General features: G+C 66.6%; 20 protein-coding genes and 1 riboswitch. Of the genes, 14 read left to right on the forward strand and 6 right to left on the reverse strand.

Annotated elements, in window-relative coordinates:
- The first annotated feature begins 71 nt into the window (after nt 1-71).
- The 3 genes from AO057_RS05555 (at nt 72) to AO057_RS05565 (ending at nt 2525) form a co-directional block, all read left to right on the forward strand.
- The gene (locus tag AO057_RS05555; protein WP_057674688.1) at nt 72-1730 is read left to right on the forward strand and encodes an MFS transporter; all 1659 of its coding nucleotides are present in this window, start codon (nt 72-74) and stop codon (nt 1728-1730) included.
- A 102-nt stretch (nt 1731-1832) separates the two neighbouring features.
- Entirely contained in the window at nt 1833-2024 is a 192-nt protein-coding gene (locus tag AO057_RS05560) for a hypothetical protein (protein ID WP_057674689.1), read from the forward strand.
- A gap of 45 nt (nt 2025-2069) precedes the next feature.
- Nucleotides 2070-2525, forward strand: a complete 456-nt coding sequence (locus AO057_RS05565) for a hypothetical protein (protein ID WP_057674690.1) — start codon at nt 2070-2072, stop codon at nt 2523-2525.
- Between the two features lie 8 nt (nt 2526-2533).
- Here the strand turns inward: AO057_RS05565 and AO057_RS05570 are convergent, their stop codons facing one another.
- A complete protein-coding gene (locus AO057_RS05570) occupies nt 2534-3637 on the reverse strand; it encodes an ABC transporter substrate-binding protein (RefSeq protein ID WP_057674691.1) in 1104 nt (367 codons plus the stop codon).
- A 138-nt stretch (nt 3638-3775) separates the two neighbouring features.
- Between AO057_RS05570 and uvrA the strand changes: the two genes are divergently transcribed.
- Both uvrA and AO057_RS05580 read left to right on the forward strand, forming a co-directional pair.
- Nucleotides 3776-9511, forward strand: a complete 5736-nt coding sequence (gene uvrA, locus AO057_RS05575) for an excinuclease ABC subunit UvrA (protein ID WP_057674692.1) — start codon at nt 3776-3778, stop codon at nt 9509-9511.
- Between the two features lie 110 nt (nt 9512-9621).
- Nucleotides 9622-10449 (forward strand): DUF4399 domain-containing protein, encoded by an 828-nt coding sequence (locus tag AO057_RS05580; RefSeq protein WP_057674693.1) that lies wholly within the window; start codon nt 9622-9624, stop codon nt 10447-10449.
- A 24-nt stretch (nt 10450-10473) separates the two neighbouring features.
- Here the strand turns inward: AO057_RS05580 and AO057_RS05585 are convergent, their stop codons facing one another.
- On the reverse strand, nt 10474-12291 hold the full coding sequence (locus tag AO057_RS05585; RefSeq protein WP_057674694.1) for a sensor domain-containing diguanylate cyclase: 1818 nt from the start codon (nt 12289-12291) through the stop codon (nt 10474-10476).
- Nucleotides 12292-12504: 213 nt separating this feature from the next.
- The gene (locus AO057_RS05590) at nt 12505-13290 is read right to left on the reverse strand and encodes an HAD-IIB family hydrolase (protein ID WP_057674695.1); all 786 of its coding nucleotides are present in this window, start codon (nt 13288-13290) and stop codon (nt 12505-12507) included.
- Between the two features lie 53 nt (nt 13291-13343).
- Here AO057_RS05590 and AO057_RS05595 point away from each other — a divergent pair, with 53 nt between their 5' ends.
- From AO057_RS05595 to AO057_RS18070, 3 genes are read left to right on the forward strand one after another with little or no spacing between them, the layout of a single operon-like run.
- Nucleotides 13344-14243 carry an alpha/beta hydrolase gene (locus tag AO057_RS05595; RefSeq protein WP_057674696.1) on the forward strand — a complete coding sequence of 300 codons (900 nt, stop codon included), beginning with the start codon at nt 13344-13346 and terminating at the stop codon, nt 14241-14243.
- Between the two features lie 31 nt (nt 14244-14274).
- Nucleotides 14275-15066 carry an alpha/beta hydrolase gene (locus tag AO057_RS05600; protein ID WP_168163352.1) on the forward strand — a complete coding sequence of 264 codons (792 nt, stop codon included), beginning with the start codon at nt 14275-14277 and terminating at the stop codon, nt 15064-15066.
- Between the two features lie 52 nt (nt 15067-15118).
- Nucleotides 15119-15499 (forward strand): hypothetical protein, encoded by a 381-nt coding sequence (locus AO057_RS18070; RefSeq protein WP_205629999.1) that lies wholly within the window; start codon nt 15119-15121, stop codon nt 15497-15499.
- A 56-nt stretch (nt 15500-15555) separates the two neighbouring features.
- On the opposite strand, the gene AO057_RS05610 is transcribed toward AO057_RS18070, so the two are convergent.
- Nucleotides 15556-17187, reverse strand: coding sequence for a peptide chain release factor 3 (locus AO057_RS05610; RefSeq protein WP_057674698.1), 1632 nt, complete (start codon nt 17185-17187; stop codon nt 15556-15558).
- Nucleotides 17188-17416: 229 nt separating this feature from the next.
- Between AO057_RS05610 and AO057_RS05615 the strand changes: the two genes are divergently transcribed.
- The 5 genes from AO057_RS05615 (at nt 17417) to metF (ending at nt 22188) form a co-directional block, all read left to right on the forward strand.
- A complete protein-coding gene (locus AO057_RS05615; RefSeq protein ID WP_057674699.1) occupies nt 17417-17881 on the forward strand; it encodes a hypothetical protein in 465 nt (154 codons plus the stop codon).
- 18 nt (nt 17882-17899) lie between these two features.
- The gene (locus AO057_RS05620) at nt 17900-18934 is read left to right on the forward strand and encodes an NAD(P)H-dependent flavin oxidoreductase (protein WP_057674700.1); all 1035 of its coding nucleotides are present in this window, start codon (nt 17900-17902) and stop codon (nt 18932-18934) included.
- A gap of 43 nt (nt 18935-18977) precedes the next feature.
- A riboswitch (S-adenosyl-L-homocysteine riboswitch) is annotated at nt 18978-19082 on the forward strand.
- Nucleotides 19083-19155: 73 nt separating this feature from the next.
- Complete coding sequence (gene ahcY, locus AO057_RS05625; RefSeq protein WP_057674701.1) at nt 19156-20583, forward strand: adenosylhomocysteinase; 1428 nt, start codon at nt 19156-19158, stop codon at nt 20581-20583.
- A complete protein-coding gene (locus tag AO057_RS05630; RefSeq protein ID WP_057674702.1) occupies nt 20583-21341 on the forward strand; it encodes a TlyA family RNA methyltransferase in 759 nt (252 codons plus the stop codon). Before ahcY ends, AO057_RS05630 begins: the two co-directional genes overlap by 1 nt.
- 10 nt (nt 21342-21351) lie before the next feature.
- Nucleotides 21352-22188, forward strand: a complete 837-nt coding sequence (gene metF / locus AO057_RS05635; protein ID WP_057674703.1) for a methylenetetrahydrofolate reductase [NAD(P)H] — start codon at nt 21352-21354, stop codon at nt 22186-22188.
- Here the strand turns inward: metF and AO057_RS05640 are convergent.
- Nucleotides 22185-23084, reverse strand: coding sequence for a DMT family transporter (locus AO057_RS05640; protein WP_057674704.1), 900 nt, complete (start codon nt 23082-23084; stop codon nt 22185-22187). The two genes, metF and AO057_RS05640, sit on opposite strands and share 4 nt — an antisense overlap.
- Nucleotides 23085-23104: 20 nt before the next feature.
- Entirely contained in the window at nt 23105-23998 is an 894-nt protein-coding gene (locus tag AO057_RS05645; RefSeq protein ID WP_057674705.1) for a 23S rRNA (adenine(2030)-N(6))-methyltransferase RlmJ, read from the reverse strand.
- A gap of 126 nt (nt 23999-24124) precedes the next feature.
- On the opposite strand from AO057_RS05645, the gene AO057_RS05650 reads away from it, so the two are divergent.
- The gene (locus AO057_RS05650; RefSeq protein ID WP_057674706.1) at nt 24125-25780 is read left to right on the forward strand and encodes a serine/threonine protein kinase; all 1656 of its coding nucleotides are present in this window, start codon (nt 24125-24127) and stop codon (nt 25778-25780) included.
- Nucleotides 25781-25831 lie beyond the last annotated feature (51 nt).

Below are 25831 nucleotides of genomic sequence, written 5' to 3' on the forward strand. Positions count from 1 at the left end.
TGGGTCAGTGCTGTCTCCAACAATCAGGCCAGATTCCCCGACCGGGGGATTGCCTATATTGGAGACACAACATGGCAACTGCACAGGCCGCACGGCCGATGACGCCGGAAGAGAAGAAGGTGATCTTCGCCTCTTCCCTGGGTACCGTTTTCGAGTGGTACGACTTCTATCTCTACGGTTCGCTGGCGGCCATCATCGCCAAGCAGTTCTTCAGCGGACTGGATGCCGGCTCGGCCTTCATCTTCGCGCTGCTGGCTTTCGCCGCGGGCTTCATCGTGCGTCCCTTCGGTGCCATCTTCTTCGGCCGCCTGGGCGACATGATCGGCCGCAAGTACACCTTCCTGGTCACCATCCTGATCATGGGCCTGTCCACCTTCATCGTGGGCATCCTGCCGAACTACGCCACCATCGGCGTGGCCGCCCCCATCATCCTGATCGCCCTGCGCCTGCTGCAAGGCCTGGCGCTGGGTGGTGAGTACGGTGGTGCCGCCACCTACGTGGCCGAGCACTCGCCGCACGGCAAGCGCGGCGCCTACACCTCCTGGATCCAGACCACGGCCACGCTGGGCCTGTTCCTGAGCCTGATGGTGATTCTGGGCACCCGTACCCTGATCGGTGAAGTGGCCTTCGCCGACTGGGGCTGGCGTGTTCCCTTCATCGTCTCCATCCTGCTGCTGGCCATCTCCGTCTGGATCCGTCTGTCCATGAACGAGTCGCCGGCTTTCGCCAAGATGAAGGCTGAAGGCAAGACCTCCAAGGCTCCGCTGTCCGAGTCTTTCGGCCAGTGGAAGAACCTGAAGATCGTGATCCTGGCGCTGATCGGCCTGACCGCCGGCCAGGCCGTGGTCTGGTACTCGGGCCAGTTCTACGCCCTGTTCTTCCTGACCCAGGCGCTCAAGGTGGACGGTGCTGCCGCCAACATCTACGTGGCCATCTCGCTGCTGATCGGCACGCCCTTCTTCATCCTGTTCGGCTCCCTGTCCGACAAGATCGGCCGCAAGCCCATCATCATGGCCGGCTGCCTGCTGGCCGTGCTGACCTACTTCCCGGTCTTCGAGGCGCTGACCAAGGCTGCCAACCCCGACCTGTACAAGGCCCAGCAGTCGAGCAAGGTCGTCGTGACGGCTGACCCCAACGAGTGCTCGTTCCAGTTCAACCCGACCGGTACCGCCAAGTTCACCAGCTCCTGCGACATCGCCAAGCAGGTGCTGGCCGGCGCTTCGGTGAGCTACGAGAACGCCGTGGGTGCCACTGGTACGCCTGCCTCCATCAAGATTGGCGAGACCGTCATCACCGGCTACACCGCCAAGGGCATTCCGGCCGACGAAGCCAAGGCCAAGGACGCCGAGTTCAAGAAGGCCGTGGCCGACGCGCTCAAGGAGCACGGCTACCCGGCCAAGGCCGACATGGCCAAGGTCGACAAGGTCATGGTCATCGCCATCCTGACCTACCTGGTGATCCTGGTCACCATGGTCTACGGCCCGATCGCCGCCATGCTGGTGGAAATGTTCCCGACCCGCATCCGCTACACCTCCATGTCGCTGCCGTATCACATCGGCAACGGCTGGTTCGGCGGCCTGCTGCCCACCACCGCCTTCGCCATCGTGGCGCAGACCGGCAATATGTACAACGGCCTCTGGTACCCGATCATCATCGCCGGCATGACCTTCGTCATCGGCATGATCTTCGTCAAGGAAACCAAGGACGTGGACATCTACGCCAACGACTGAAGCCAGCGTACTTCGCGTCCCTCCCGACCCGGCCTGCCAGGGCGGGTCGGACACTGTGGCCCTCTCCTCTGGCGAGGGCCTTTTCTTTCAAGGACACACATCATGTGGAAAATCATCATCGGTTTCATCGTCTTCGCCGCCCTGGCCCTGTTCGTCATCATCAAGGGCGGTGACCAGCTCGACATGGGTGGCGAAAAGCATGGCGCCGATGCCGTGCACGCCCCCGAGGCGCCGGCTCCTGCCCCGTCCGCAGCTGCATCGGCCCCCGCGCCGGCAGCCAGCGCCGCCAGGTAAGCCGGTGCAGAGGAGACAAAGTGGCATGCATAGCCACTCCAAAACATGAACTACTCAAAAACAGACGTTGGGCAGCAAGCCTTCAAGGAGCGCTCGCCGGCGCTGTCGGCCCGGCAGCGTTCGGCTTTCATCCTGTTCGATGGGGTCAAGACGCTGGAGCAGGTGCTGGCGGCCACGGCCGGTCTCGGCGTGACGCCGGCCGATGTGGCGCACATGGTGGCGCAAGGTTTCCTGGTGGCGGATGCGGCAGCGGTCGCCGCGGCTGAAGCGGCCACGGCTGCCGCCACGGCCCGCAGCGCGCGCACGCCACAGGAGCGTTATGCCGAGGCCTATCCGCTGGCCACCCGGCTCACGGCTTCGCTGGGCCTGCGGGGCTTCAAGCTGAACCTGGCGGTCGAGGGGGCCTCGGGGTACGAGGACTTGCTGGCGCTGCTTCCGAAGATCCAGGCCGCTGTGGGCCATGAGGCTTGCCGGTCGCTGGAGCAAGCCCTGCTGGCTTAGGGGGACTCTTAGCGCCGGAAACGGCCGTCGGAGGTGATGATGGACAGGTCTGCAAAGTCCAGACCCGTATGGTCCTGGGGGCTGAAGTTCACTTCCAGGCCGCCGAGATCGAACTTGCTCAGGCCTTCCAGGGCCGCCTGGATACGGTCGCGGGTGGGTTTGGGACCGGCGCGTCGCAGGGCTTCCACCAGCACCTTGGCCGCGGCATAACCTTCGAGCATGGCCGGGCTGACGTCGGCCGCCCCCTTGGCGCGTGCCATGTCCTGTGCTTCCTTGACCAGAGCGTAGGAAATCGACTGGGGGAACACCTGCGAGACGATGACGCCGCGCGCATTCTCGCCCAGGCTCTTGATGAAACCACCGGAGGCGTTATTGGACAGGGTCACCACCTGGGCGGCGCTGCCGGCAGCGCGGATGGCCTTGATGCCATCGACCACGGCCGAGCCCGAAGCGATCAGCAGCACGGCCTGGGCGCCCGATTGGGTGACTGCGGGGCCGATCTTGCTGAAGTCCGGCTTGCTGCGGTCGAACTTTTCGAGCACAACCGGGGTGAGCTTGGCCGTGGCCATGCCCTTTTGCGCACCGGCCAGGCCGTCCAGGCCGAAGCTGTCGTCCACGTGCACCAGGGCGATCTTGGTGATGCCGATGGTGGACAGATGGGTCACGGCCTTCTCGGCTTCACGCTGGTAGGTGGCACGGACGTTGAAGACGTGCTTTTTCACGGGCTGGTGCAGGCTCATGGCGCCCGTGGAGGGGGCAATCAGGGGAATGCCGTGCTTGTCCAGCAGGGGGATGATGGCTTCGGAGTGCGGCGTGCCACGGTTGAGGAACAGCGCCACCACGTTCTGCTCCTCGATGAGCTTGCGGGCGTTCTCCGCCGCCAGCTTCGGGTCGAACTTGTCGTCAAGCGAGATCAGTTCGATCTTCTGGCCCGCAATGCCCCCCTTGGCATTGACGGCATCAATGTAGAGTTTGGCGCCGTCGGTGGTTTCCTTCACGCCGGCGGCCACCGCGCCAGAGAAACCGGCCGTCTGGCCGATGAGGATCTGGGCCTGGCTGGCCGTCGCGGCCAGGGTCAGCAGGACGGTGCCCAATACTTTGAAGTTTCGCATCTTGTCTCCGTGGACCTCTCGTTTTGGAGGATCAGTGAGCCTAGTCTAGCGGAAGCGGGCCCCTTGGCAAGCCCCGCGGTCATGCTGGGGTAAGAGGGCCTGCCTAGAATGTTCGGGCCATACCGAAAGACAGCAGTCATGACCCAGGGAACGATCCGCATCCGCGGCGCACGCCAGCACAACCTCAAGAACCTCGATCTGGACATCCGCACCGGGGAACTGACGGTGGTCACCGGCCCCAGCGGTTCGGGCAAATCCAGCCTGGTGTTCGACACGCTCTACGCCGAGGGCCAGCGGCGTTACGTCGAGACTTTCAGTGCCTACGCCCGCCAGTTCCTCGACCGCATGGACAAGCCGGCGGTGGACAAGGTGGAGGGGGTGCCCCCGGCCATTGCCATCGACCAGACCAACCCGGTGCGCTCCTCGCGCTCCACGGTCGGCACGATGACCGAGCTCAACGACCACCTCAAGTTGCTCTATGCACGCGCGGCCCAGCTCTTCGACCGCCAGACGGCCCAGGCCGTGCGGCACGACAGCGCCGACAGCATCTATGCCGAGCTGCGCAAACGTGCCGCAGAGGCCGGCGATCCGCGCCTGGTGCTGACCTTTCCGGTGGAGTTGCCTGGCAATACCAGCCGGGAAGAAATCGAGCAGTGGCTGTCAGCCAGCGGCTTCACCAAGGTCCAGGCCGAGCGGGAGGCGGCCACGCCGGCCGGCCCGAGAAAAATGCTGGACGTCGTCGCGGATCGATTCCGCCTCTCCAGCGCGGAAAGCGCCCGTGTGATCGAGGCCATCGAGGTGGCGCTCAAGCGCGGCAGCGGGCGCTTGAATGTCTACCGCCTGGTCGACGAGGGGGAACCGGAGATCTGGAGGTTTTCCACCGGCCTGCACAACCCGGACAGCGACCTGCGCTACGCCGACCCCATCCCCTCCATGTTCTCCTTCAACTCGGCCGTCGGCGCCTGCGAGGTCTGCCGCGGTTTCGGCCGCGTGATCGGGGTGGACTACGGCCTGGTCATCCCGAACGACAAGCTCACCCTGCGCGCCGGCGCCATCAAGACCATCCAGACCCCCGCCTGGGCCGAGTGCCAGGACGACCTGATGCGCCATGCCGAGGCGGCCGGCATCCCGCGTGACACCCCCTGGTACAAGCTGACCCAGGAGCAGAAGGACTGGGTCATCTACGGCTCGCCCAACTGGAAAGGCAAGTGGAACCAGCAGTGGTACGGCATCAAGCGTTTCTTCGAGTACCTGGAAACCAAGTCCTACAAGATGCACATCCGGGTGCTGCTGTCCAAGTACCGCAGCTACACCCCTTGCGAGACCTGCAATGGTGCCCGCCTCAAGACCGAGAGCCTGCTCTGGCGCATCGGCAGCAAGGCCGACGCCGACGCCGTGCTGGAGCCGGCCAAGCGCTTCCTGCCGGCCGGCACCCAGTGGAGCCGCGCCCAGCTGGAGGCCCTGCCGGGTCTGTGCCTGCACGACCTGATGCTCTTGCCGCTGGACCGCTTGCGCCGCTTCTTCGACGGCTTCCAGCAAAGCGAAATCACCGCCTCGACCCATGCCGAGGGCGAAGCCCAGGCCCTGAAGCTGCTGTTCGAGGAAATCACCACGCGCCTGAAGTACCTGTGTGACGTGGGCATCGGTTACCTCACGCTGGACCGCCAGAGCCGCACGCTGTCGGGTGGGGAGGTGCAGCGCATCAACCTCACCACGGCGCTGGGCACCTCGCTGGTCAACACCCTGTTCGTGCTGGACGAGCCCAGCATCGGCCTGCACCCGCGCGACATGCACCGCATCATCGAGGCCATGCACCGCCTGCGCGACGCCGGCAACACCCTGGTGGTGGTCGAGCACGACCCGGCCGTGATGTTCGCGGCCGACCGCATGATCGACATGGGCCCCGGCCCGGGTGAGCGCGGCGGCCAGATCGTCTTCGACGGCAGCACCGACGACCTGCGCAATGCCGACACCCTGACCGGCGCCTACCTGGGCGCGCGCAAGCAGGTCGGCATGGGTTTCAAGCGCATGGTGGCCGAGAACACGCCGCGCCTCATCCTCGAAGGTGCACGCGAGCACAACCTCAAGAACATCTCCATCGACATCCCGCTGGGCCGCCTGGTCTGCGTCACCGGGGTTTCGGGCTCGGGCAAGTCCACGCTGATCCAGGACGTGCTGGCCCCGGCCTTGATGCGCCATTTCGGCCGCGCCACGGAGACGCCGGGCCTGCATGAGCGCCTGCTGGGCGCCGAGCAGCTGGCCGACGTGGTGTTTGTCGACCAGTCGCCCATCGGCAAGACGGCCCGCTCCAACCCTGTGAGTTATGTGGGCGCCTGGGACGCCATCCGCGAGATCTACGCCAATGCGCCCCTGTCGCGCCAGCGCAGCTACACCGCGGCCAAGTTCAGCGCCAACAGCGGCGACGGCCGCTGCCCCACCTGCGGCGGCTCGGGTTTCGAGCACGTGGAGATGCAGTTCCTCAGCGACGTCTACCTGCGCTGCCCGGATTGCGATGGCAAACGTTACCGGCCCGAGATCCTGGAGATCACCGTGGAGCGTGGCGGTCGCCTGCTCAACGTGGCCGACGTGCTGGAGCTCACCGTCAGCGAGGCGGCCGGACTGTTCGCCAACGACCGCGATGTGATCCGCGCCCTGCAACCCATCGTGGACGTGGGGCTGGAGTACGTGCGCCTGGGCCAGCCCGTGCCTACGCTCAGTGGCGGCGAGGCCCAGCGTCTCAAGCTCGCGGGTTTCCTGGCCGAGGCCGCCAAAAGCGCCACGGCCAGCCGGCAGGTGGTGGGCAGGAAGGGCACGCTCTTCCTCTTCGACGAGCCCACCACGGGCCTGCATTTCGATGACATCGCCAAGCTCATGCGCGCCCTGCGCAAGCTGCTCGACGCCGGCCATTCCCTGCTGATCATCGAGCACAACCTGGACGTGATGCGCGCCAGCGACTGGTTGATCGATCTCGGCCCCGAAGGGGGTGACGCCGGCGGCGAGCTGGTGGCCGTGGGCACACCCGAGGAGGTGCGACTGCACCCCAGCAGCCACACCGGCCGCGCCCTGCGCGAGTACGCCCTGGCCATGGGTGAGGTGCACGAGGCACACGAGGGCGCGGCCCGCTTCATCCCGCAGGCCTTCACGCCCGGCCACAAGCCGGTGCGCAAGAAGTCGGACGCACCGGACGCGATCCAGATCGTCAACGCCAAGGAACACAACCTCAAGTCGCTCACGGTCAACATCCCGCGCGGCAAGTTCAACGTCATCACCGGCGTCAGCGGCTCGGGCAAGTCCACCCTGGCCTTCGACATCCTGTTCAACGAAGGGCAACGCCGTTACCTCGAATCGCTCAACGCCTATGCGCGCAGCATCGTGCAGCCGGCCGGCCGGCCGGAGGTGGACGCGGTCTACGGCATCCCGCCCACGGTGGCGATCGAGCAGCGCCTCAGCCGCGGCGGCCGCAAGTCCACGGTGGGCACCACCACCGAGGTCTGGCATTTCCTGCGCCTGCTGTTCGTGAAGCTCGGCGTGCAGCATTGCATCCATGACGGCGCCGCGGTGGCGCCGCAGACACCCGACAGCATCCTGGCCCAGCTCATGAAGCAGTTCCGCGGCCAGGAGGTTGGTCTGCTGGCGCCGCTGGTGATGAACCGCAAGGGTGTCTACACCGAGCTGGCCGAGTGGGCCCGTCCACGCGGCTACACGCACCTGCGGGTGGACGGCAACTTTCTGCCCACCACGGGCTTCCCGCGCATCGACCGCTTCAAGGAGCACACCATCGAGCTGCCGGTGGCCAGCCTGAAGGTTGAGCCGGAGCACGAGGCCGCGCTGCGCCTGGCCTTGACCACGGCGCTGGAGCACGGCAAGGGCGTGCTGCATGTGCTCAGCAACCTGGCCGGCCTGGCCGAGGCCATGAAAAGCGGCGCCGCCACGGCCGGCATCGGCTCGCTGCAGGTGTTTTCCACGCGGCGCGCGTGCCCGGTCTGCGCCACCTCCTATGCCGAGCTGGACCCGCGCCTGTTCTCCTACAACAGCAAACACGGCTGGTGCCCGGATTGTGTGGGCACGGGCGTCAAACTCAGCAAGGAGCAGCGCAAGCTGCTGGACGATTCGGTGCGCGACGACAAGGAAAAAGGCCGCGAACAGACCTTTGCCGAACCCGAGGTGGAAGACGTGGCCGATGCGGCCTGCCCGAGCTGCGAGGGCACACGCCTGAACGCCACGGCCCGCGCCGTGAAGTTCAGCGGCGTGGGCATCACCGAGATCGCACGCCTGAGCGTGAGCGATGTGCGGGCCTGGGTCGAGACCCTGCAGGTGATCGGCCGTCTGACCCAGCGCGAAGGCGATATCGCGCGTGACCTGATTCCCGAGATCAGGAGCCGTCTGGAGTTCCTGGAGCAGGTGGGCCTGGGTTACCTCACGCTGGACCGTGGCGCGCCCACGCTGTCCGGTGGCGAGGCGCAGCGCATCCGCCTGGCCGCGCAGCTGGGCAGCAATCTGCAGGGCGTGTGTTACGTGCTGGACGAACCCACCATCGGCCTGCACGCGCGCGACAACCAGATCCTGCTGGGCGCGCTGCAGCGCCTGAGCGACCAGGGCAACACCCTGGTGGTGGTGGAGCATGACGAGGACACCATCCGCCGGGCCGACCACATCATCGACATCGGCCCCAGCGCCGGCAAACGTGGCGGCCGGCTGGTGGCTGAGGGCACGGTGAAGGACGTGACCGATGCGAGCGACTCGCAGACCGGCCGTTACCTGCTGCACGCCATGAAACACCCGCTGCAGCCGCGCCGCGATGTGCTGGCGCAGGATCAGCTGTGGCTCACCGTGCACGGTGCGCAGCTGCACAACCTGCAGCACGTGACGGCGAAAGTGCCGCTCAAGCGCCTGGTGGCTGTGACCGGGGTCAGCGGCTCGGGCAAGTCCACGCTGGCGCGTGACGTGCTGCTGGCCAATGTGGCGGCCGTCGTGACCAAGCGCGCCACCAAGGCCGGGCGCGACGCGCTGGCGCGTGGCGTGGACTGGAGCGGTTGTGAGGGCGTCAGCGGCTTTGAGGCCGTGGACCGCGTGCTTGAAGTGGACCAGACGCCCATCGGCAAGACGCCGCGCAGTTGTCCTGCCACCTACATCGGTTTCTGGGACACCATCCGCAAGCTGTTTGCCGAAACCCTGGAAGCCAAGGCCCGCGGTTACGCGGCCGGGCGTTTCAGCTTCAACACCGGCGAAGGGCGTTGTCCGACGTGTGAGGGCCAGGGTGTGCGCACCATCGAGATGAGCTTCCTGCCCGACGTGAAGGTGCTGTGCGAGAGCTGCAAGGGTGCGCGTTTCAATCCGGAAACGCTGGCGGTCACCTGGCGGGGCAAGAGCATCGGCGACGTGCTGCAGATGGAAGTGGACGAGGCGGTGGATTTCTTCGCTGCCATGCCCAGCATCGCACACCCCTTGCAGTTACTGAAAGACGTGGGCCTGGGTTACCTGACCCTGGGCCAGCCCTCGCCCACACTTTCCGGTGGTGAGGCCCAGCGCATCAAGCTGGTGACGGAACTTTCCAAGGTGCGTGACGAGGTGGGCCGGCGCGGCCAGAAGGCGCCGCACACGCTCTACGTGCTGGACGAGCCCACCGTGGGCCTGCACATGGCCGACGTGGACAAGCTGATCCGCGTACTGCACCGCCTGGTGGACGGCGGCCACAGCGTGGTGGTGATCGAGCATGACCTCGACGTGATCGCCGAAGCCGACTGGGTGCTGGACCTGGGCCCCGAGGGCGGCAAGGAAGGCGGCTGCATCGTGGCCGCGGCGACGCCCGAAGAGGTGGTGCGGCTGGGCACGCACACGGGGCAGGCGCTGGGGCCCGTGCTGGCGCGCCGTTGATCACAAAAGGCCGGCGGAACGCAGGTGCCCCATTCTGAGGCGCAAGCCCTTACTTTGACGTAAGTCAAGACTTCCTGTTAGCCTCAACGGTCACTCTTGTAGAAGACCGTATGCCAACCAAGACGCCCTGCTTGTTGTTTCCGGCCCTCGCGGCCCTGCTGTTCGCCAGTACGGTCGCAGCCCAGGGGGCGGCCCCGGCCGGCGAGGCCCCCGAGCTTGTGCCGCATCCCTGGGTGACCTTGCCGAGCACGCGCACGGCCGAGTCCTATTTCACCAACCTCAAGGACGGGGACGTGAAGGAGGCGCCGCTGGTGGTGCGTTTTGGCCTGTCCATGCGCGGCATCGTGCCGGCGGGCAAGACGGCGGGCCGTGCCGGGCACCACCACCTGCTGGTGAACCAGCCCCTGCCGCTGGATTTCAAGCAGCCGCTGCCTTTCACCGAGAAATACATCCACTTCGGCAAGGGGCAGATGGAGACGGTGCTGAACCTGCCGCCGGGCAAGTACGAACTGCGCATGCTGCTGGCCGACCAGGGGCACATACCCTTTTTCGTCTACAGCAAGCCCCTGACCCTGACCATCGGCAAGCAGAACGCGGGTGTGACGCCCGCCAGCCTGCTGGGCCCTGCGCGCATCGAGATCATGAGCCCGGCCGACAGCACGACGGTGCGTCCGCCCTTTCGGGTCCAGTTCCACGCCAGTGGTTACAACATCTCCCACGTCGGGGCCAAGGCGCCTGATACCGGCCATTTCCGCTTGTTGATGGAGCGCCCCGGCCGCAAGCCCGAGGTGATGAATTTCACCGCAGGGCAGACGGAGGTCTGGCTCAATCCGCCCGCCGATGACTACACCCTGCGCCTGGAGCTGGCCAGTACCACCGACGCCGGTGGCGTGATGGCACGCGCCGATGCGGTGAACCTGAAGGTCGTGTCCCGCTGAACGGGGTTCGGCCTGGCGGCCGGCTCAGGCCGATGGATCGTCGGGGCGGTAGAACCCGTAACGGCCGCGGCCGCCACGTTTGACCGCATACATGGCCTTGTCCGCATGGCTCATCAGGGTCTGGGGATCCTGGCCATGCTCGGGGAAAAGAGCCAGGCCCATGCTGGCGGCCACGTTGACGACCGGGGACTCCTGCCCCTCTCCCAGGCGGTAGGGCTGGGCCACGCTGGCCAGGATCTTCTGCACCAGCGGGGCGAGGTCCTCGCTGTGCTCCACGTCGGCGAACAGCAGGATGAACTCGTCGCCCGCCAGGCGGCACACCGTGTCCGAGGCGCGCAACGCCGCCAGCAGGCGGCGCGCCACGCGCTTGAGCAGCAGGTCGCCTGCGTCGTGACCGTAGGTGTCGTTGACCTCCTTGAAGTGGTCCAGATCCAGGAAGCCGATGGCAAAACGCGTGCCGTGCCGCGCGTGCTGCACGCAACTGCGTTCCAGCCGGTCCTGCAGCAGCACGCGGTTGGGCAGTCCGGTCAGCGGGTCGTGGGCCGCGTAGTAGCTCAGGGCCTGCAGGCGCTTTTTCTCTGTCACGTCCTGCAGCACGGCCAGGCTGTGCAGGGGCTGGCCTTCCTTGTCGTAGAGCCAGATGGCCGAGAGCAGCACGTCCAGCACGCGGCCGTCGCGCGTGCGCATCTGGTATTCGATGTTGTCGCAGCGGCCGTTGCGCTTGGCCTGCGGGATCACGACATCGCGCGCATAACGCGCCGTTTCCGGTGTCATGAACTCTGTCGTGTGATGGCCCAGCACCTCCCGTTCTTCGTAACCCAGGGTCTGGAGCCAGAGTTCGCTGACGCTGAGGACTCGGCCCTGCGGGTCGATCGAATGCATCAGGGCCGGTGTGCGCGTGTAGAGCGAGCGAAAACGCTGCTCGCTGGCGAGCAGATGCCGCATGGCCTGGGTCTGGCCTTCCATCGAACTCGACAGCAGCAGGCCGGGCAGCAGGCTGGCGATGACCGAGAGCTGGTAGAGGCCGGGTTCCCACCAGGCGACGGCGGGCGGCGGGACCAGCACGCCCGTCGTGTGCAGCAGTGCCAAGAGGACAGCATTGACCAGGGTGGCCAGGGTGGTGACGGTGAAGCTGGTTTGCGTGGCCACCAGCACCAGGCCGATGCTCATCACCACGAAGGGCCGCGGCAGTGTGGTCATCGCCAGCAGGGTGATGGCTGCGCTGAGCGACAGATAAGCCAGCGTGCGGGGCTGGCGCAGTGAGCGGCGCAAGGGTGCCGTACCGTGCAGCCAGACCGCCAGGGTCAGCGGCAGCACGGCCACGGTGCCGATCAGGCTGCCGGCAAACCACTGGGTCCAGGCCTCGGCGAAGGGGCGTGCCGGTGCAGCGACCAGGGCCGCCCCGGCAAAGGCACTGCAGAAGGTGGGCAGCAACGCGCCCAGCACGAGAACGCGACCGAAACGCCCGGGCTGGCGCAGGGTGTCGGCGTTCATGCCCAGGTGGCGCAGCAGCACAGCTGCCAGCAGCATTTCGGCGGTATTGCCCGGCACGAAGGCGGCGGCCTCCAGGCAGGTCTGCAGCGCACAGCGCCAGGCACCCGGCATGGTGCCCAGATTGACCAGCAGGTTGACCAGGCCCAGGGCCAGCAGCATGGGCAGCCAGCGTCTGGTCGGCAGCGCCAGCAGGGCCACGGTGCCGATGGGATTGGCAAACCAGGGGGCGGCGATCTGACCCGGCTGGGCCGAGAGCCGGATGGACAGCAGGGCCGCCAGACCGTAAAGCACGAGGGCCAGCAGGGCAAGGCGCAGTGTGAGCGCTGGTACAGAGGCGGCGGGGTTCATGGCATGGGCTTGCGATGCAGGCGCCTGCGCGCGATCAGCATGACGACAAGGGAGTGGCGCTGTCCGCTGCGCACGCCTGGACAGAAGTGGAAGACGGCTGACATCAACGCGACGACCTCCCCGGCCGTGAGGGAGGAAGTAGGGCTCCTCCTGTTCCCGCGTCTCAGTATACGTAGATTGACGGCGGCGCCCAGCCCGGCGCCCGGCGCCGCTTCAGGTCGGCAGATGCTGCAGCAGGGCGTGCGCGACTTCGGCAAAACCGCTGCCCCGCTCCAGGCGGGTGATGTAACGCGGCTTGTGGCTGAGCTGGGCCTCGAAACGCCGGATGTTGGCCACGCCCACGCTGTGCGGGAAGTGCTGGAACATCAGCTGGTCGTTGGTGGAGTCGCCCACGTAGACCCAGTGCCCGAGCTCGGCATCCAGGTCGCGGCTCAGCAGCTCGCGCACGATCCAGCGCGCGCCGGCCAGCTTGTCATGCGCGCCGATCCAGCCGTTGATGTGGATGCTGCTGACCGTGGCCTGCAGGCCCTCGCTGCGCATGAGCTGCACCACCTGCTCGATTTTTTCCGGCGGCAGCTGCGTGAACTCGCTGTGGTCGATGGCGATATCGGTCTCGCGGCCCGGGCTGTCCTGCGCCAGCGTAGCGCCCGGTACCTCGCGCAGCACGCGCTGGGCCACCTGCTGCAGGCGGGCGTAATTGGCGAAACGCGTGGCGCTGTCCTGCTGGTAGATTTTTTGCGTACCCCCCTGCACCAGGGCCACGGCGCCGTTTTCGGCCACGATGGCGTCCACGGGCCAGGTCTGGGCAAAAGGCACGCTCCAGCCCACGGGGCGACCCGTGACGGGCACCACGTGCAGGCCGGCGGCGCGCAGGTCCGCCAGCGCCTGCAGCGCATCAGCAGTGATGGCGCCCTCGGTGGTCAGCGTGTCGTCGATGTCGGTCAGCACGCCGTGGATGTGGTGGCGTTCATCGGCAGGCCATTGCAAGAGAGGGAGCATGCGGCGGATTTCAGGGAGAATTTGTCCAACTTTACTTGAGCGGATACGCGAGCATGAAAACGGAAGAACTGCCGGTGCAGGGCACGCAGCACTGGGTGGTGCAGGACGAGTTGCGGCTCTTCGTCTGGGAGAAGTACCAGGGCGGCCCGCAAGGCAAGCCGGTGGTGGTGCTGGCCCACGGCTCGGCCACGGCCGGCCGCGAGAGTTTCGACCTCAAGGTGCCGGGCCATCCCGAGGTCAGCCTGATGGACTTCCTGGCGCGCCGGGGCTTCGACGTCTTCGCTCCCGACATGCGCGGTTTCGGCAGCTCCACCAAACCCGAAGGCCACATCACGACGGAGCAGGCCGCCGGCGACCTGAACGCCGTGGTGGACTTCATCTGCAAGTTGCGCGGTGTGGCGCAGGTGCAGCTGCTGGCCTGGTCCTGGGGCACGCAGTACGGCGGCCAGTTCGTCATGGCGCAGCCGCAGAAGGTGCAACGCTACGCAAGTTATGCGCAGATGCACGCCAAGAGCCCGGACCTGGAGGCGCGCCGTTCGCGCCTGGCGACCTTCCAGCGCGCGCCCTACATCCGTATTTCCGAGCCCGGCTGGAAACTGCGTTTCAATTCCATGACGCCCGAAGAGGTCAACGACCCGGGGGTCATGGACGCCTTCGCGCGTTCGGCGGCCCTGGTCGAAACCAAATCACCAACAGGCCCGCAGGTGGACCTGCTGACGCGTCAGCCGCTGATCGATGCGAGCAAGATCACTGTGCCCACGATGATGATTCACGGCCAGTACGACGACGTGGCCGATCTGGAAGGCCTGCTGCCTTTTTTCAGCGCACTGCCGAATCCGGACAAGCAATACACCGTGGTGCCCGATGGCGGGCACATGTTGCATCTGCAGAAAGGCCATGCGCGGTTTCAGCGCGCGGTGGCGGATTGGTTCTCGGCCCCGGCCCAGAGGTGAACGGGCGCACCACGACACGAAGGAGATGGACATGTTGCAACGCAGAACCTGGATGATCGCAGCGCTCGCCTCGGTGGCCCTGTCCGTGGCCGCCCAGACTGGCCGCATCGGGGTCGTGGTCATGCACGGCAAGGGTGGCCGCCCCGATGGGCTGGTGACCGAACTGGCCAGTGGACTGGCTGCGCGCGGCATGCTGGTGCGCAATCTGGAGATGCCCTGGTCCGGGCGTCGCGGCTACGACGTGGCGCCAGAGGCGGCCGAGGCCGAGGTGACCCAGGCGCTGGAGGACTTGCAGCGTGCCGGGGCGACACGCCTTTTCCTCGTCGGGCACAGCCAGGGCGGTCTGTACGCGCTGCACCTGGGGGCCAGGCTTCCATTGGCTGGTGTGGTCGCGGTGGCGCCCGGTGGCAATGTGGCCGCGTCCGTGTATGAGCAGCACATCGGTGCGCAGCGTGCCCGCGCACGTGAGCTCGTGGCGGCAGGGCGCGGCGCCGAGGTTCAGGTCTTTGCCGACTACGAAGGCAGCAAGGGCACGAACGAGGTCCGTACGCGTGCCGACGTCTACTGGGCCTGGTTCGATCCCCTGGGTGTGATGAACCAGGAACGCGCACTGCGTGCGCTACCGGCGCAACTGCCGGTGCTTTATGTGGCACCCACGGGAGACTACCCCGCCTTGCGGCGAGCCAACCCGGGCCTGTTTGCCATCCTCCCGCCCCAGCCTCTCACGCGCTATCTGCAACCGGATGCCAGTCACACGCGGGTCCCGACCGTGGCGCGCGAGGCGATCGCGGGCTGGCTGATCGAGGCCGCCGCCGCCCGCTGAAGAAATCGACAACCCGGGTTTGTTTTGCCAAAGTAGGGAATCCTTACTTTCTTTGCTTGCCAAGATCACTGCCAAGAACCAGCGCACCCTGCCCAAGAGCGTGACGCAGGGCGTGGGCGCCACGGAGTACCTGGACGTGCAGGTGCGCGACGGGCAGATCATCCTGACGCCGGTACGCATCCAGCGCGGCGACGCGGTGCGCGCGGCCTGGCAGAGCGGCACGCTGCGCCCGCTGGCCAACGCGGCCACCGTGCAGGAGGAACTGCTGGCCGACTACCTGCCCTTCATGCAGCTCGCGCTGGCGGGAAGGGCGCGGGGGCTGGTCAGTGGGGACCGTGATCTGCTGGCTGTGGCGGATGCCTTTACCAAGGTGGGTGGTTGTCCTATCCTGAGCCTGGAGGCGTCTTTCCGGAGGCAGCGGATAGGCGTGTAGCGCGGAACGGCCGGTGAGACGAAAGGCAAGCCCCGACCTCGCCGCGCGTCGTCGTGCTATCCCGCGCTCTGGAGTGCCAAGCCCGCATGCTCCCGCAGCGGATGGAAGTGGATTTTGGGAAACCGCTCCTGCGCCAAACGCACGTCGTACGGTGAGGTGCACAGATAGGCCAGGGTGTCGGCCGCATCGCGCGCCATGCGCGTGGGGTAGGCATCCACAAAGGCCTTGAGCTCGGCCGGTGTGTCGGCGGTGATCCAGCGCGCGCCGGTGTACTGGCAGCCCTCCAGCCGCACGTCGGCGTCGTACTCACCCTTGAGGCGGTGTTGCACCACCTCGAACTGCAGCTGGCCCACGGCGCCCAGCAGCATATTGCCGCCCATCTCGGGGCGGAAGACCTGGATGGCGCCTTCTTCGCCCAGCTGGGCCAGGCCCTGCTGCAGCTGTTTGGTGCGCAGTGGGTTCTTGAGCACCACGGTCATGAAGAGCTCGGGCGCGAAGAAGGGCAGGCCGGTGTACTGCAGGGCAATCGACCCGTCGGTGATGGTGTCGCCCAGCTGCACGCCGCCGTGGGTGGTGAAACCCACGATGTCGCCGGCGTAGGCCTCTTCCACCGCCTCGCGGCGCTGGCTCATGAAGGTCACCACGCTGGTGGGGCGCAGTTCCTTGGCCGAGCGCTGCACTTTCAGTTTCATGCCCGGCGCGTACTTGCCCGAGCACACGCGCACGAAGGCGATGCGGTCGCGGTGATTGGCGTCCATATTGGCCTGCACCTTGAACACCACGCCGGAGAAGGCGTCGTCGTCGGGCTGCATCTCCTTCACCACGGTCTGCTTGTTGACCACCAGCGAACTGGTGCGCGGGCCGGGCGAAGGGGCCAGATCGACCAGCGCGTCCAGCACCTCCATCACACCGAAGTTGTTGACGCCGGAGCCGAAGAACACCGGGGTCTGCTTGCCTGCGAGGAAGGCTTCGCGGTCGAAGGTGGGCGAGGCGCCGGTGGCCAGCTCCATACTTCCTTCGGCGGCTTCGAACTCGGAGCCGAAGCGTTTCAGAAGGTTGTCACGGTCACTCAGCGGCACGGTGTCGAAATCCTGCGGGCGGCGCTCACTGCCCGATTCGAAGACGGTCATGGCCTGGGTGCGCAGGTTGATGATGCCGCCGAAACTCTTGCCCTGGCCCACGGGCCAGGTCATGGGCACGCAGGGCATGCCGAGTTCGCGCTCGACTTCGTCCAGGATGTCCAGCGGGTCACGCACCTCGCGGTCCATCTTGTTGACGAAGGTGATGATGGGGGTGTCACGCTGGCGGCAGACCTCGATCAGGCGCCGCGTCTGCGCTTCCACGCCATTGGCCGCGTCGATGACCATGAGCGCCGAGTCCACCGCGGTCAGCACGCGGTAGGTGTCTTCCGAGAAGTCCTTGTGGCCGGGGGTGTCGAGCAGGTTGATCACATGGTCCCGGTACTGCATCTGCATCACCGAGGACGCCACCGAGATGCCGCGCTGTTTCTCGATCTCCATCCAGTCGGACGTGGCGTGGCGCGAGGCCTTGCGCGCCTTGACCGAGCCGGCGATCTGGATGGCTCCCGAGAACAGCAGCAGCTTTTCGGTCAGCGTGGTCTTGCCCGCATCGGGGTGCGAGATGATGGCAAAGGTGCGGCGGCGCCGGGTTTCAGGGGCGTAGGACACAGTGGTTCCAGACAGTGGTGGCGCAGGGCAGACGGAGCCTTGCAACAGACAAGGGAGGCGGTGCGCCCGTGCCGGTGATCCGGCAGGGCGGTGCCTGTGATCGGCCCAATTTTACCCGGGCAGGGCCTCGGGACGGCCGGGGCTCCTGTGCAGACGCTATAGTGCATTTGACGATGCCCGCGCCGGCTTGCCGGGCATTCCGAACGATGGACACCGAAGGACTGCAGCCATGACGACCCTCAATAGAAAAGCATTGATCGCCACGCTGGCCGTCGCCAGTTTCCTTGGCAGCGTGCCGGCCGCGGCCGGCCCCTATTCGGACGACCTGGCCAAGTGCCTGGTGCGCTCCACGGGTGACGCGGAAAAGCGCACGCTGGTGAAATGGATCTTCGCCGCCGTGGCCCTGCATCCGGAGGTGGCTGATATTGCTTCCGTGACGCCGGCGCAGCGCACCGAGATGACCCGCAACACGGCCAAGATCTTCGAGAAACTGCTGACCGATTCCTGTCGTGCCGAGGTGCAGCAGGCCGTGCAGTACGAAGGCCCGCAGACCATCGGTTCGAGCTTCCAGGTGCTGGGGCAGGTGGCGGCGCGCGAACTGTTCTCCAACCCGAGCGTGGCCGCCAATATGGCTGACCTGGGCAAGTACATCGACCAGAAGCGCATCGCCGACGTCATGGGCAAGGCACGCTGAAGCCAGGGCCCGACGAGCATGGGTCTGCAAGAGTTGCTGGGAGTCGAGCTGCCCCTGATCCAGGCGCCCATGGCCGGTGTGCAGGGCAGCGCTCTGGCGATTGCGGTGTCCAATGCCGGTGGGCTGGGTTCCTTGCCCTGTGCCATGCTGGGGCCGGACGCGATGCGGGCCGAGCTGAGCAAGATCCGAGCACAGACGAGCCGGCCCTACAACGTCAATTTCTTCTGCCATCGCCCGCCGGCACCCGATGCGACGCGCGAGGCCCTGTGGCGGCAAAACCTGGCCCACTACTACCGCGAGTTCGATGTCGACCCGGCGTCGATCCCTGCGGGCCCCGGCCGCCTGCCCTTCGATACCGCTACCGCTGAACTGTTGGCCGAATTCAAGCCGCCGGTGGTGAGTTTCCATTTCGGCCTGCCCGATGAAGCCCTGCTGGCGCGCCTGCGCAGCTGGGGCGCCAGGATCCTGTCCTCGGCGACCACGGTGGACGAGGCGCGCTGGCTGGAAGCCCGCGGTGTGGACGTGATCATTGCGCAAGGGCTGGAAGCCGGCGGGCACCGCGGCATGTTCCTGAGCGAGGACCTGAGTACCCAGCTCGGCACTTTCGCACTGCTGCCGCAGATCGCGCGTGCGGTGCGGGTGCCGGTGGTGGCGGCCGGTGGCATCAGCGACGCAGCGGGTGTGCGGGCGGCCCTGGCGCTGGGCGCCGCCGGTGTGCAGGTGGGCACGGCCTACCTGCTGTGCCCCGAGGCCACCACCAGTGCCGTGCACCGGGCCGCCCTGCAGAGCCCGGCGGCCACGCATACGGCCCTGACCAATCTGTACACCGGACGTCCGGCGCGCGGCATCCTGACCCGGCTGATGCGCGAGCAGGGCCCGATGAATGCCATGGCGCCGGCTTTTCCGCTGGCCACGGCGGCGGTGGCCCCCCTGCGTGCCAAGGCGGAAGCCGCGGGCAGCGGGGACTTTTCTCCCCTCTGGGCTGGGCAAAACACCAGTGGGTGCCGTCCCGTGCCGGCGGCACAGCTCACGCGCGAGCTGGCCGGGTCCTGACCGACGGCCCAGCGCAAAAATGCCAAGCTCCGTATAATCACGCCTTTCCGAGGAGCGTTGCGGCTCGTCCCGCCTGTTTCACCAGGCCGACGGGTTAGGCTCGGAACCCAGGGCGGCATGCCCTGCCTTCCAACTGCGCTCACCCACCGGTTTGCTGTGAGGTGAGTCTGCACACTCTCTGCATCCGGTGGCATCCAACGAGCTTTGAATTGGAGTCCACCATGAGTGCTGTTCTCAAACCCACCCCCGACTACGCCGTGCGCGACCTGTCTCTTGCTGCCTGGGGCCGCAAGGAGATCAAGATCGCCGAGACCGAGATGCCCGGCCTGATGGCCATCCGTGAAGAGTTCACCAAGAGCCAGCCGCTCAAGGGTGCACGCATCACCGGCAGCATCCACATGACCATCCAGACCGCCGTGCTGGTGGAAACGCTGCAGGCCCTGGGTGCCAGCGTGCGTTGGGCCTCGTGCAACATCTTCTCCACGCAGGACCACGCCGCTGCCGCGCTGGTCGAGAAGGGCACGCCGGTGTTCGCGCACAAGGGCGAAACGCTGACCGAATACTGGGACTTCACCCACCGCATCTTCGACTTCGGCCCCAAGGGTACGGAAGGCGAAGGTCCCAACATGATCCTGGACGACGGCGGTGACGCCACGCTGCTGATGATCCTGGGCCAGAAGGCGGAGAAGGACGCCTCGGTCATCAGCAAGCCCACCAGCGAAGAAGAGACCTGCCTGTTTGCCGCCATCAAGGCCAAGCTGGCGCAGGACCCGACCTGGTACACCCGCAAGGCCGCGCAGATCATCGGCGTGACCGAAGAAACCACGACCGGCGTGCACCGCCTGAAAGAGATGGCTGCCCGGGGCACCCTGCCTTTCCGCGCCATCAACGTGAACGACTCGGTGACCAAGAGCAAGTTCGACAACCTCTACGGTTGCCGCGAGTCGCTGGTGGACGGCATCAAGCGCGCCACCGATGTGATGATCGCCGGCAAGGTCGCCGTGGTGGCCGGTTACGGTGACGTGGGCAAGGGCTCGGCCCAGGCCCTGCGCGCACTGTCGGCCCAGGTCTGGGTGACCGAGATCGACCCCATCAACGCCCTGCAGGCCGCGATGGAAGGCTACAAGGTCGTGACCATGGAGTACGCCGCCGACAAGGCCGACATCTTCGTGACGACCACGGGCAACAAGTCCATCATCACGCACGATCACATGAAGGCCATGAAGGACCAGGCCATCGTCTGCAACATCGGCCACTTCGACAACGAGATCGACATCGCCTCGATCGAGAAGTACACCTGGGACGAGATCAAGCCCCAGGTCGACCACGTGACCTTCCCCGACGGCAAGAAGATCATCATGCTGGCCAAGGGCCGCCTGGTGAACCTGGGTTGCGGCACCGGCCACCCGAGCTTCGTGATGTCGAGCTCGTTTGCCAACCAGACCATTGCGCAGATCGAGCTGTTCTCGCACCCGGACAGCTACGACATCGGCAAGGTCTACGTGCTGCCCAAGCACCTGGACGAGAAAGTGGCGCGTCTGCACCTGAAGAAGGTGGGTGCCATGCTGACCGAACTGACGGACGAGCAGGCCGCCTACATCGGTGTGCCGAAGCAGGGCCCGTACAAGCCCGATACGTATCGTTATTGATGCGTGTTGATCAACTGCTGGTCCAGCGCCAACTCGCCAGCACCCGTTCCCAGGCCCAGCGCCTGATCGCGGGTGGGGTGGAGTGGCTGCAAGGGGATGCGTGGAAACGCGTTGTCAAGAACGGCGACGAGGTGCCCGACGACGCGCAGCTGCGCCTGCTCGACGACGCCGAAGCCCGCTACGTCTCGCGTGGCGGCCTCAAGCTGGAGGCCGCGCTCAAGCGTATCGGCCTGTCGGTGACGGGGCGTACCTGCCTGGACGTCGGCCAGTCCACCGGTGGCTTTACCGATTGCCTGCTGCAGGCCGGTGCCGAGCGGGTGGTGGGGCTGGACGTGGGGCAGGCGCAATTGCACGCCAGCCTGCGCGACGATCCCCGCGTGCTCTGCATCGAGAAGGTCAATGCGCGTGACCCGGATGCGATCGCCGAGGCCCTGGCCGATGACGAGGTGCTCGAGGCCGGTTTCGACCTGCTGGTGGGCGACCTGTCCTTCATCTCGCAGACCCTGGTGCTGCCGGCCGTGGTGCCGCTGCTCAAGTCCGGCGGCCACCTGCTGATGCTGGTCAAGCCGCAGTTCGAACTGCAGCCGGGCCAGGTGGGCAAGGGCGGCATCGTGCGCGACACCGCGCTCTACGCCTTTGTCGAGCAACGCTTGCGTGACGCCTGCTCGGCCCTGGACCTCGCGGTGCAGGACTGGTTCGACTCGCCCATCGAGGGTGGCGACGGCAACCACGAATTTTTCATCCATGCCATCAAGTGAAGAGGCCGCCATGAGCCTGCAACAGCTGCCCCTGAGCATTGAATTCTTTCCGCCCAAGACGCCCGAAGGCGTGGAGAAGCTGCGCGCCGTGCGCCAGCAACTCAAGGCCTTGAAGCCCGAGTTCTGCTCGGTCACCTACGGTGCCGGTGGCTCCACGCAGGAAGGCACGTTTGCCGCCGTGCGCGAGATCCTGGCCGAGGGCATGGACGCGGCCTCGCACATCTCCTGCATTGGCGCCACCCAGGCCACCATGCGCGAGAACCTGGTCACGCTCAAGGCCATGGGCGTCAAGCGCCTGGTTACCCTGCGCGGCGACCTGCCCAGTGGGTATGGTGCCGGCGGCGAGTTCCAGTACGCCAGCGACCTGGTGGCCTTCATCCGCGCCGAGACCGGCGACCACTTCCACATCGAGGTGGCGGCTTATCCGGAAATCCATCCGCAGGCCAAGTCGCCGGCGTCGGATTTGCAGGCCTTCGTGACCAAGGTGAAGGCCGGGGCCGACTCGGCCATCACGCAGTACTTCTACAACGCCGACGCCTATTTCCGTTTCGTCGAAGAGGCTGACGCGCTGGGGGTGACGGTGCCGGTGGTGCCGGGCATCATGCCCATCACCAGCTCCACCCAGCTGATGCGTTTCAGCGATGCCTGCGGCGCCGAGATTCCGCGCTGGATCCGCCTGCGCCTGCAGGCTTTTGGCGACGACACGGCGTCCATCAAGGCCTTCGGCCTGGACGTGGTCACGGAACTGTGCGAACAGTTGCGTGCCGGTGGCGCGCCGGCCCTGCACTTCTACAGCATGAACCAGAGTGTGGCTACGCTGGAGATCTGCAAGCGCCTGGGGCTCTAGCGGGAGCTGGTGCGCGTCACCAGGTAGATGCCGGGCAGCACCAGGGCCATGCCCCAGAGGTGAAAAGCGCTCAGCCCTTCACCCAGCACCAGCCAGGCCAGCAGCGCGGTATAGATGGGGCTCAGGTAGAGCACCACGCTGACCCGTGCCGCACCGAGTTCGCGCTGCATGAAGGAATGGGCCAGGTAGGCGCCAAAGCCCGGGATGATGGCGGCGGTCAATGCGAGTGCACCGCCTTCGAGCGTCAGGGCCGGTAAGGGGCTGTACAGGACTTCCCACAGGGCAAAGGGGAGGTTGATCAGGGCGCCGGCCAGGCTGATGAGGGCCAGTTGGGCGCCCAGGCCCAGGGGGCTGAGCCATTTCCTGAGCAGCAGGGAATACAGGGTCCAGGACAGTGTGGCCGCCAGGATCCAGCCGTCGCCCGGGACGAACTGCACCGCAGCCAGCGCGTCCCATTGCCCTTTGAGCACCACATGCAGGACGCCGGCCAGCGCCAGCCCCACACCCAGCGCCTGGCGCAGGCTGAAACTTTCACCCAGCCACAGGGCCGAGGCCAGCACGATCAGCACGGGCGAGATCGCGTAGATGAGGCCGATGTTGGCGGCGCTGGTGCTGTGCCCGCCGATGTAAACCCAGGCGCCGCAGATCCACATGCCGAGGGCACCGAGCACCAGGTAATGCTTCCAGTCGGCCAGCACCTGGCGACGCTGCGTCCAGATCTCGGCATGGGTGCCGAGGGCAAAGAGCCCGCTGGCCAGCAGCCAGCGCAGCATGGCCAGCAGGTGCGGCTCGATCACGCCTGTGGCCTTGCGTGCGATCAGGGCGTTGACTGCCCAGAGCGCGGGCGTGATGAAGAGCAGTGCCAGGGCGAGGCGGTGGCGGGCGGCGGCGTGCATGCCGGTGGAGCGCGCCGGCTTCAGCCGCCGCTGTCCAGCGTGAAGCCGGCGTTGCGGTCCTGGCCCAGCAGCTTGACCAGCTGCGGCAGCGCGGGTTGCAGCAAACCCTTGAGCGTGTGCGGCGGGTTGATCACGAACATGCCGCTGGCCGGCAGACCGGGGCGTTTCGCCTCGCCTTGGGCGGCGGCGGCGCTCAGCTTGCTCGACTTGACTGTCAGCGTGGCGTGCAGCCAGGGTTTGCCGACTTTGGTGGCCAGGGTCTTGAGCTTGCGCGGCAGGTCGTGCGCCTCGGGCCGCGGAATGATGGGGTACCACACGGCATAGGTGCCGGTGGCAAAGCGCTTGAGTGCTTCGGTCGCCATGGCCACCACGCGCGGATAGTCGTTCTTGATCTCGTAGCTCGGGTCGCACAGCAGCAGCGCGCGGCGCGAGGGTGGGGGCAGGAATTTGTTGACGCAGCCGAAACCGTCTTCGCGCAGCACGACCACCTGGCGCCCGGCATGGAGCTGCGCCACATTGGCGTCCAGGGTCTTGGCATCGGTCGGGTGCAGCTCGTAGAGCTTGAGCAGGTCGTGCTCACGCAGCAGGCGCTGGATGATGAAGGGCGAGCCGGGGTAGACGCGCCAGTTGTTCTTGCTGTTGAAGCTGGCGATCAGGTCTACATAGTCCTGCAGGGCCGGGGCCAGCGGTTCATCGCTGCCGGAGGCCAGCAGGCGCTGGATGCCTTCGGCGGCTTCGCCGCTGGTGTCGGCAAACTCGCTGTCGAGCCGGTACAGGCCGGCGCCGGCGTGGGTGTCGAGCACGGTGAGCGCAGCCTCTTTTTGCGTGAGGTGACGCAGCAGGGCAATGAGCACGGTGTGCTTGAGCACATCGGCGTGGTTGCCGGCATGGAAGGCGTGGCGGTAGCTGAACATGGTAAGAGGATGTTAATGACGGGGCGGCCGTGTCCGGGACGCCTGCGTTCCGTGCAAGAATCATCCGTTATGGCCGATATTCTCGTTGATCCTGCCCAATCTGCGGCGCCAAGGCCAGCACAGCCTGTGTCGCACGTGGACGCCCTGCCGCCCGGCACGCGCCTGGCCGAGTTCGAGGTGCAGGGCCTGCTGGGAGTCGGCGGTTTTGGTCTGGTCTACCGCGCCTATGACACCTCCCTGCAGCGGGCTGTGGCCATCAAGGAATACATGCCCGCGGCGCTGGCCGCCCGCCTGGATGGCACCACGGTATCGGTGCGTTCCTCGGCCGACCAGGCCACTTACCAGTCCGGCCTGCAGTCCTTCATTGCGGAAGCCCGCCTGCTGGCGCAGTTCGACCACCCCTCGCTGGTCAAGGTCTACCGCTTCTGGGAAGCCAACAACACGGCCTACATGGTCATGCCCCTGTACCGGGGCATGACGCTCAAGCAGGCGCGCAGTCAGATGGCTGCGCCACCGCCCGAAGCGTGGCTGCGCACCGTCCTCTGGTCCGTGTTGCAGGGCCTGCATGTGCTGCACCGCAACGATGCGCTGCATCGTGACATCTCCCCCGACAATATCTTCCTGCAGGACATGGGGCCGCCGGTGCTGCTGGACCTGGGCGCCGCGCGGCGCGCCATCAGCGACAAGTCGCACCGGCTCACCGCCATCCTCAAGGTCAACTACGCGCCGATCGAGCAGTACGCCGAGGCCGAGGACCTGAAACAGGGCCCCTGGACCGACCTCTATGCCCTGGCCGCCGTGGTCTACAGTTGCCTGCGCAACGACCCGCCCCTGCCCGCCACGGCGCGTGTGGTGCGCGACAGCATGCCTTCCGTGCGCAGCGTCGTGGCGACGGTGAAGGAGCATTTCGGTCTTGCGTACTCGGACGAATTCGTGCGCACCATCCAGCACGCCCTGGCCGTGCAACCCGCCGACCGGCCGCAGAACCTGGCAGCCTTTGTGACCGAGATGAAGCTCAAGGCCTCGCCCCGGTTGAGCAAGTTCGACTGGCGCGCGGAGCTCGGGCCCTCGCTGCGCGCCGACGAAGAGGAATACAACTCCCGCCAGTTCTGGCACACCCAGCCGCAGACCGTTCGGCACACGGCGTCGTCTGCCCATGCCTCGAAAGCGGGTGAGCGCCGTGGTCGCTTCGCGCGGTGGGCCAAGCCCATGGGCCTGGGCTTGGCTTTGCTGATGGGGGGGGCACTCCTCTGGAGCTGGCTGGCGGGTGAGGGTGGCCCCTTGCGTGATCGGCCGGGGATGGCCCGTTCGGAGTCTGTCGTCGCGCCGGTGCCGGCGGCCCTGCCTGCAGCGATGGATACGCAAGCACCGTCCGGTGCTGCGGGCGATGCAGGGGCTGTTGCCGCTGGCACTGTCCCATCCCAGCCGCCGGTTGTGCCTGTACCCGTGGCGACCCCGGCGCCGAAGGTGCCTGCCACCTCGATCACGACACCACCGGCTCCCAAGCCGCGTCCGGCGGTCAAGGCTGCGCCCAGGGAGGATGAGCGCCAGCCTGTAGCCCGTCCGCGACCTGCTGCGCCGGAGGCGCCGCCCAAGGCGGCAAGCGTGCCCGCCCCCCAGGCGCCGGCCGTGAGCCGGGACAAGGTCTTGTGTGCGGATGCCAACTTCTTTACCCGTCCCATGTGCATCCACCTCGAATGTCAGAAGGCGGAGAACAAGCAGCTGGCGGTATGCATCGAGAACCGGCAGCGTTATCCGGACGGCGGTAGCCCGGCCCAGTGACATGCCTGACGGCTGGTGCCTGCTGCGATCGCGCCGCTAGCAGCAAGCCTG

The organism is Curvibacter sp. PAE-UM, from assembly GCF_001432305.1.
Taxonomy (GTDB): Bacteria; Pseudomonadota; Gammaproteobacteria; order Burkholderiales; family Burkholderiaceae_C; genus Hylemonella.

Bases quoted from the DNA above. Each gene is read 5' to 3' on its own strand.
- AO057_RS05585 (WP_057674694.1), bottom strand. From the start codon at position 12,291: ATGAACCCCGCCGCCTCTGTACCAGCGCTCACACTGCGCCTTGCCCTG.
- AO057_RS05630 (WP_057674702.1), top strand. From the start codon at position 20,583: ATGCGTGTTGATCAACTGCTGGTCCAGCGCCAACTCGCCAGCACCCGT.
- AO057_RS05595 (WP_057674696.1), top strand. From the start codon at position 13,344: ATGAAAACGGAAGAACTGCCGGTGCAGGGCACGCAGCACTGGGTGGTG.
- AO057_RS05560 (WP_057674689.1), top strand. From the start codon at position 1,833: ATGTGGAAAATCATCATCGGTTTCATCGTCTTCGCCGCCCTGGCCCTG.
- ahcY (WP_057674701.1), top strand. From the start codon at position 19,156: ATGAGTGCTGTTCTCAAACCCACCCCCGACTACGCCGTGCGCGACCTG.
- AO057_RS05570 (WP_057674691.1), bottom strand. From the start codon at position 3,637: ATGCGAAACTTCAAAGTATTGGGCACCGTCCTGCTGACCCTGGCCGCG.
- AO057_RS05600 (WP_168163352.1), top strand. From the start codon at position 14,275: ATGTTGCAACGCAGAACCTGGATGATCGCAGCGCTCGCCTCGGTGGCC.
- AO057_RS05640 (WP_057674704.1), bottom strand. From the start codon at position 23,084: ATGCACGCCGCCGCCCGCCACCGCCTCGCCCTGGCACTGCTCTTCATC.
- AO057_RS05590 (WP_057674695.1), bottom strand. From the start codon at position 13,290: ATGCTCCCTCTCTTGCAATGGCCTGCCGATGAACGCCACCACATCCAC.
- AO057_RS05555 (WP_057674688.1), top strand. From the start codon at position 72: ATGGCAACTGCACAGGCCGCACGGCCGATGACGCCGGAAGAGAAGAAG.
- AO057_RS05565 (WP_057674690.1), top strand. From the start codon at position 2,070: ATGAACTACTCAAAAACAGACGTTGGGCAGCAAGCCTTCAAGGAGCGC.
- AO057_RS05615 (WP_057674699.1), top strand. From the start codon at position 17,417: ATGACGACCCTCAATAGAAAAGCATTGATCGCCACGCTGGCCGTCGCC.
- AO057_RS05580 (WP_057674693.1), top strand. From the start codon at position 9,622: ATGCCAACCAAGACGCCCTGCTTGTTGTTTCCGGCCCTCGCGGCCCTG.
- AO057_RS05620 (WP_057674700.1), top strand. From the start codon at position 17,900: ATGGGTCTGCAAGAGTTGCTGGGAGTCGAGCTGCCCCTGATCCAGGCG.
- uvrA (WP_057674692.1), top strand. From the start codon at position 3,776: ATGACCCAGGGAACGATCCGCATCCGCGGCGCACGCCAGCACAACCTC.
- metF (WP_057674703.1), top strand. From the start codon at position 21,352: ATGAGCCTGCAACAGCTGCCCCTGAGCATTGAATTCTTTCCGCCCAAG.
- AO057_RS05645 (WP_057674705.1), bottom strand. From the start codon at position 23,998: ATGTTCAGCTACCGCCACGCCTTCCATGCCGGCAACCACGCCGATGTG.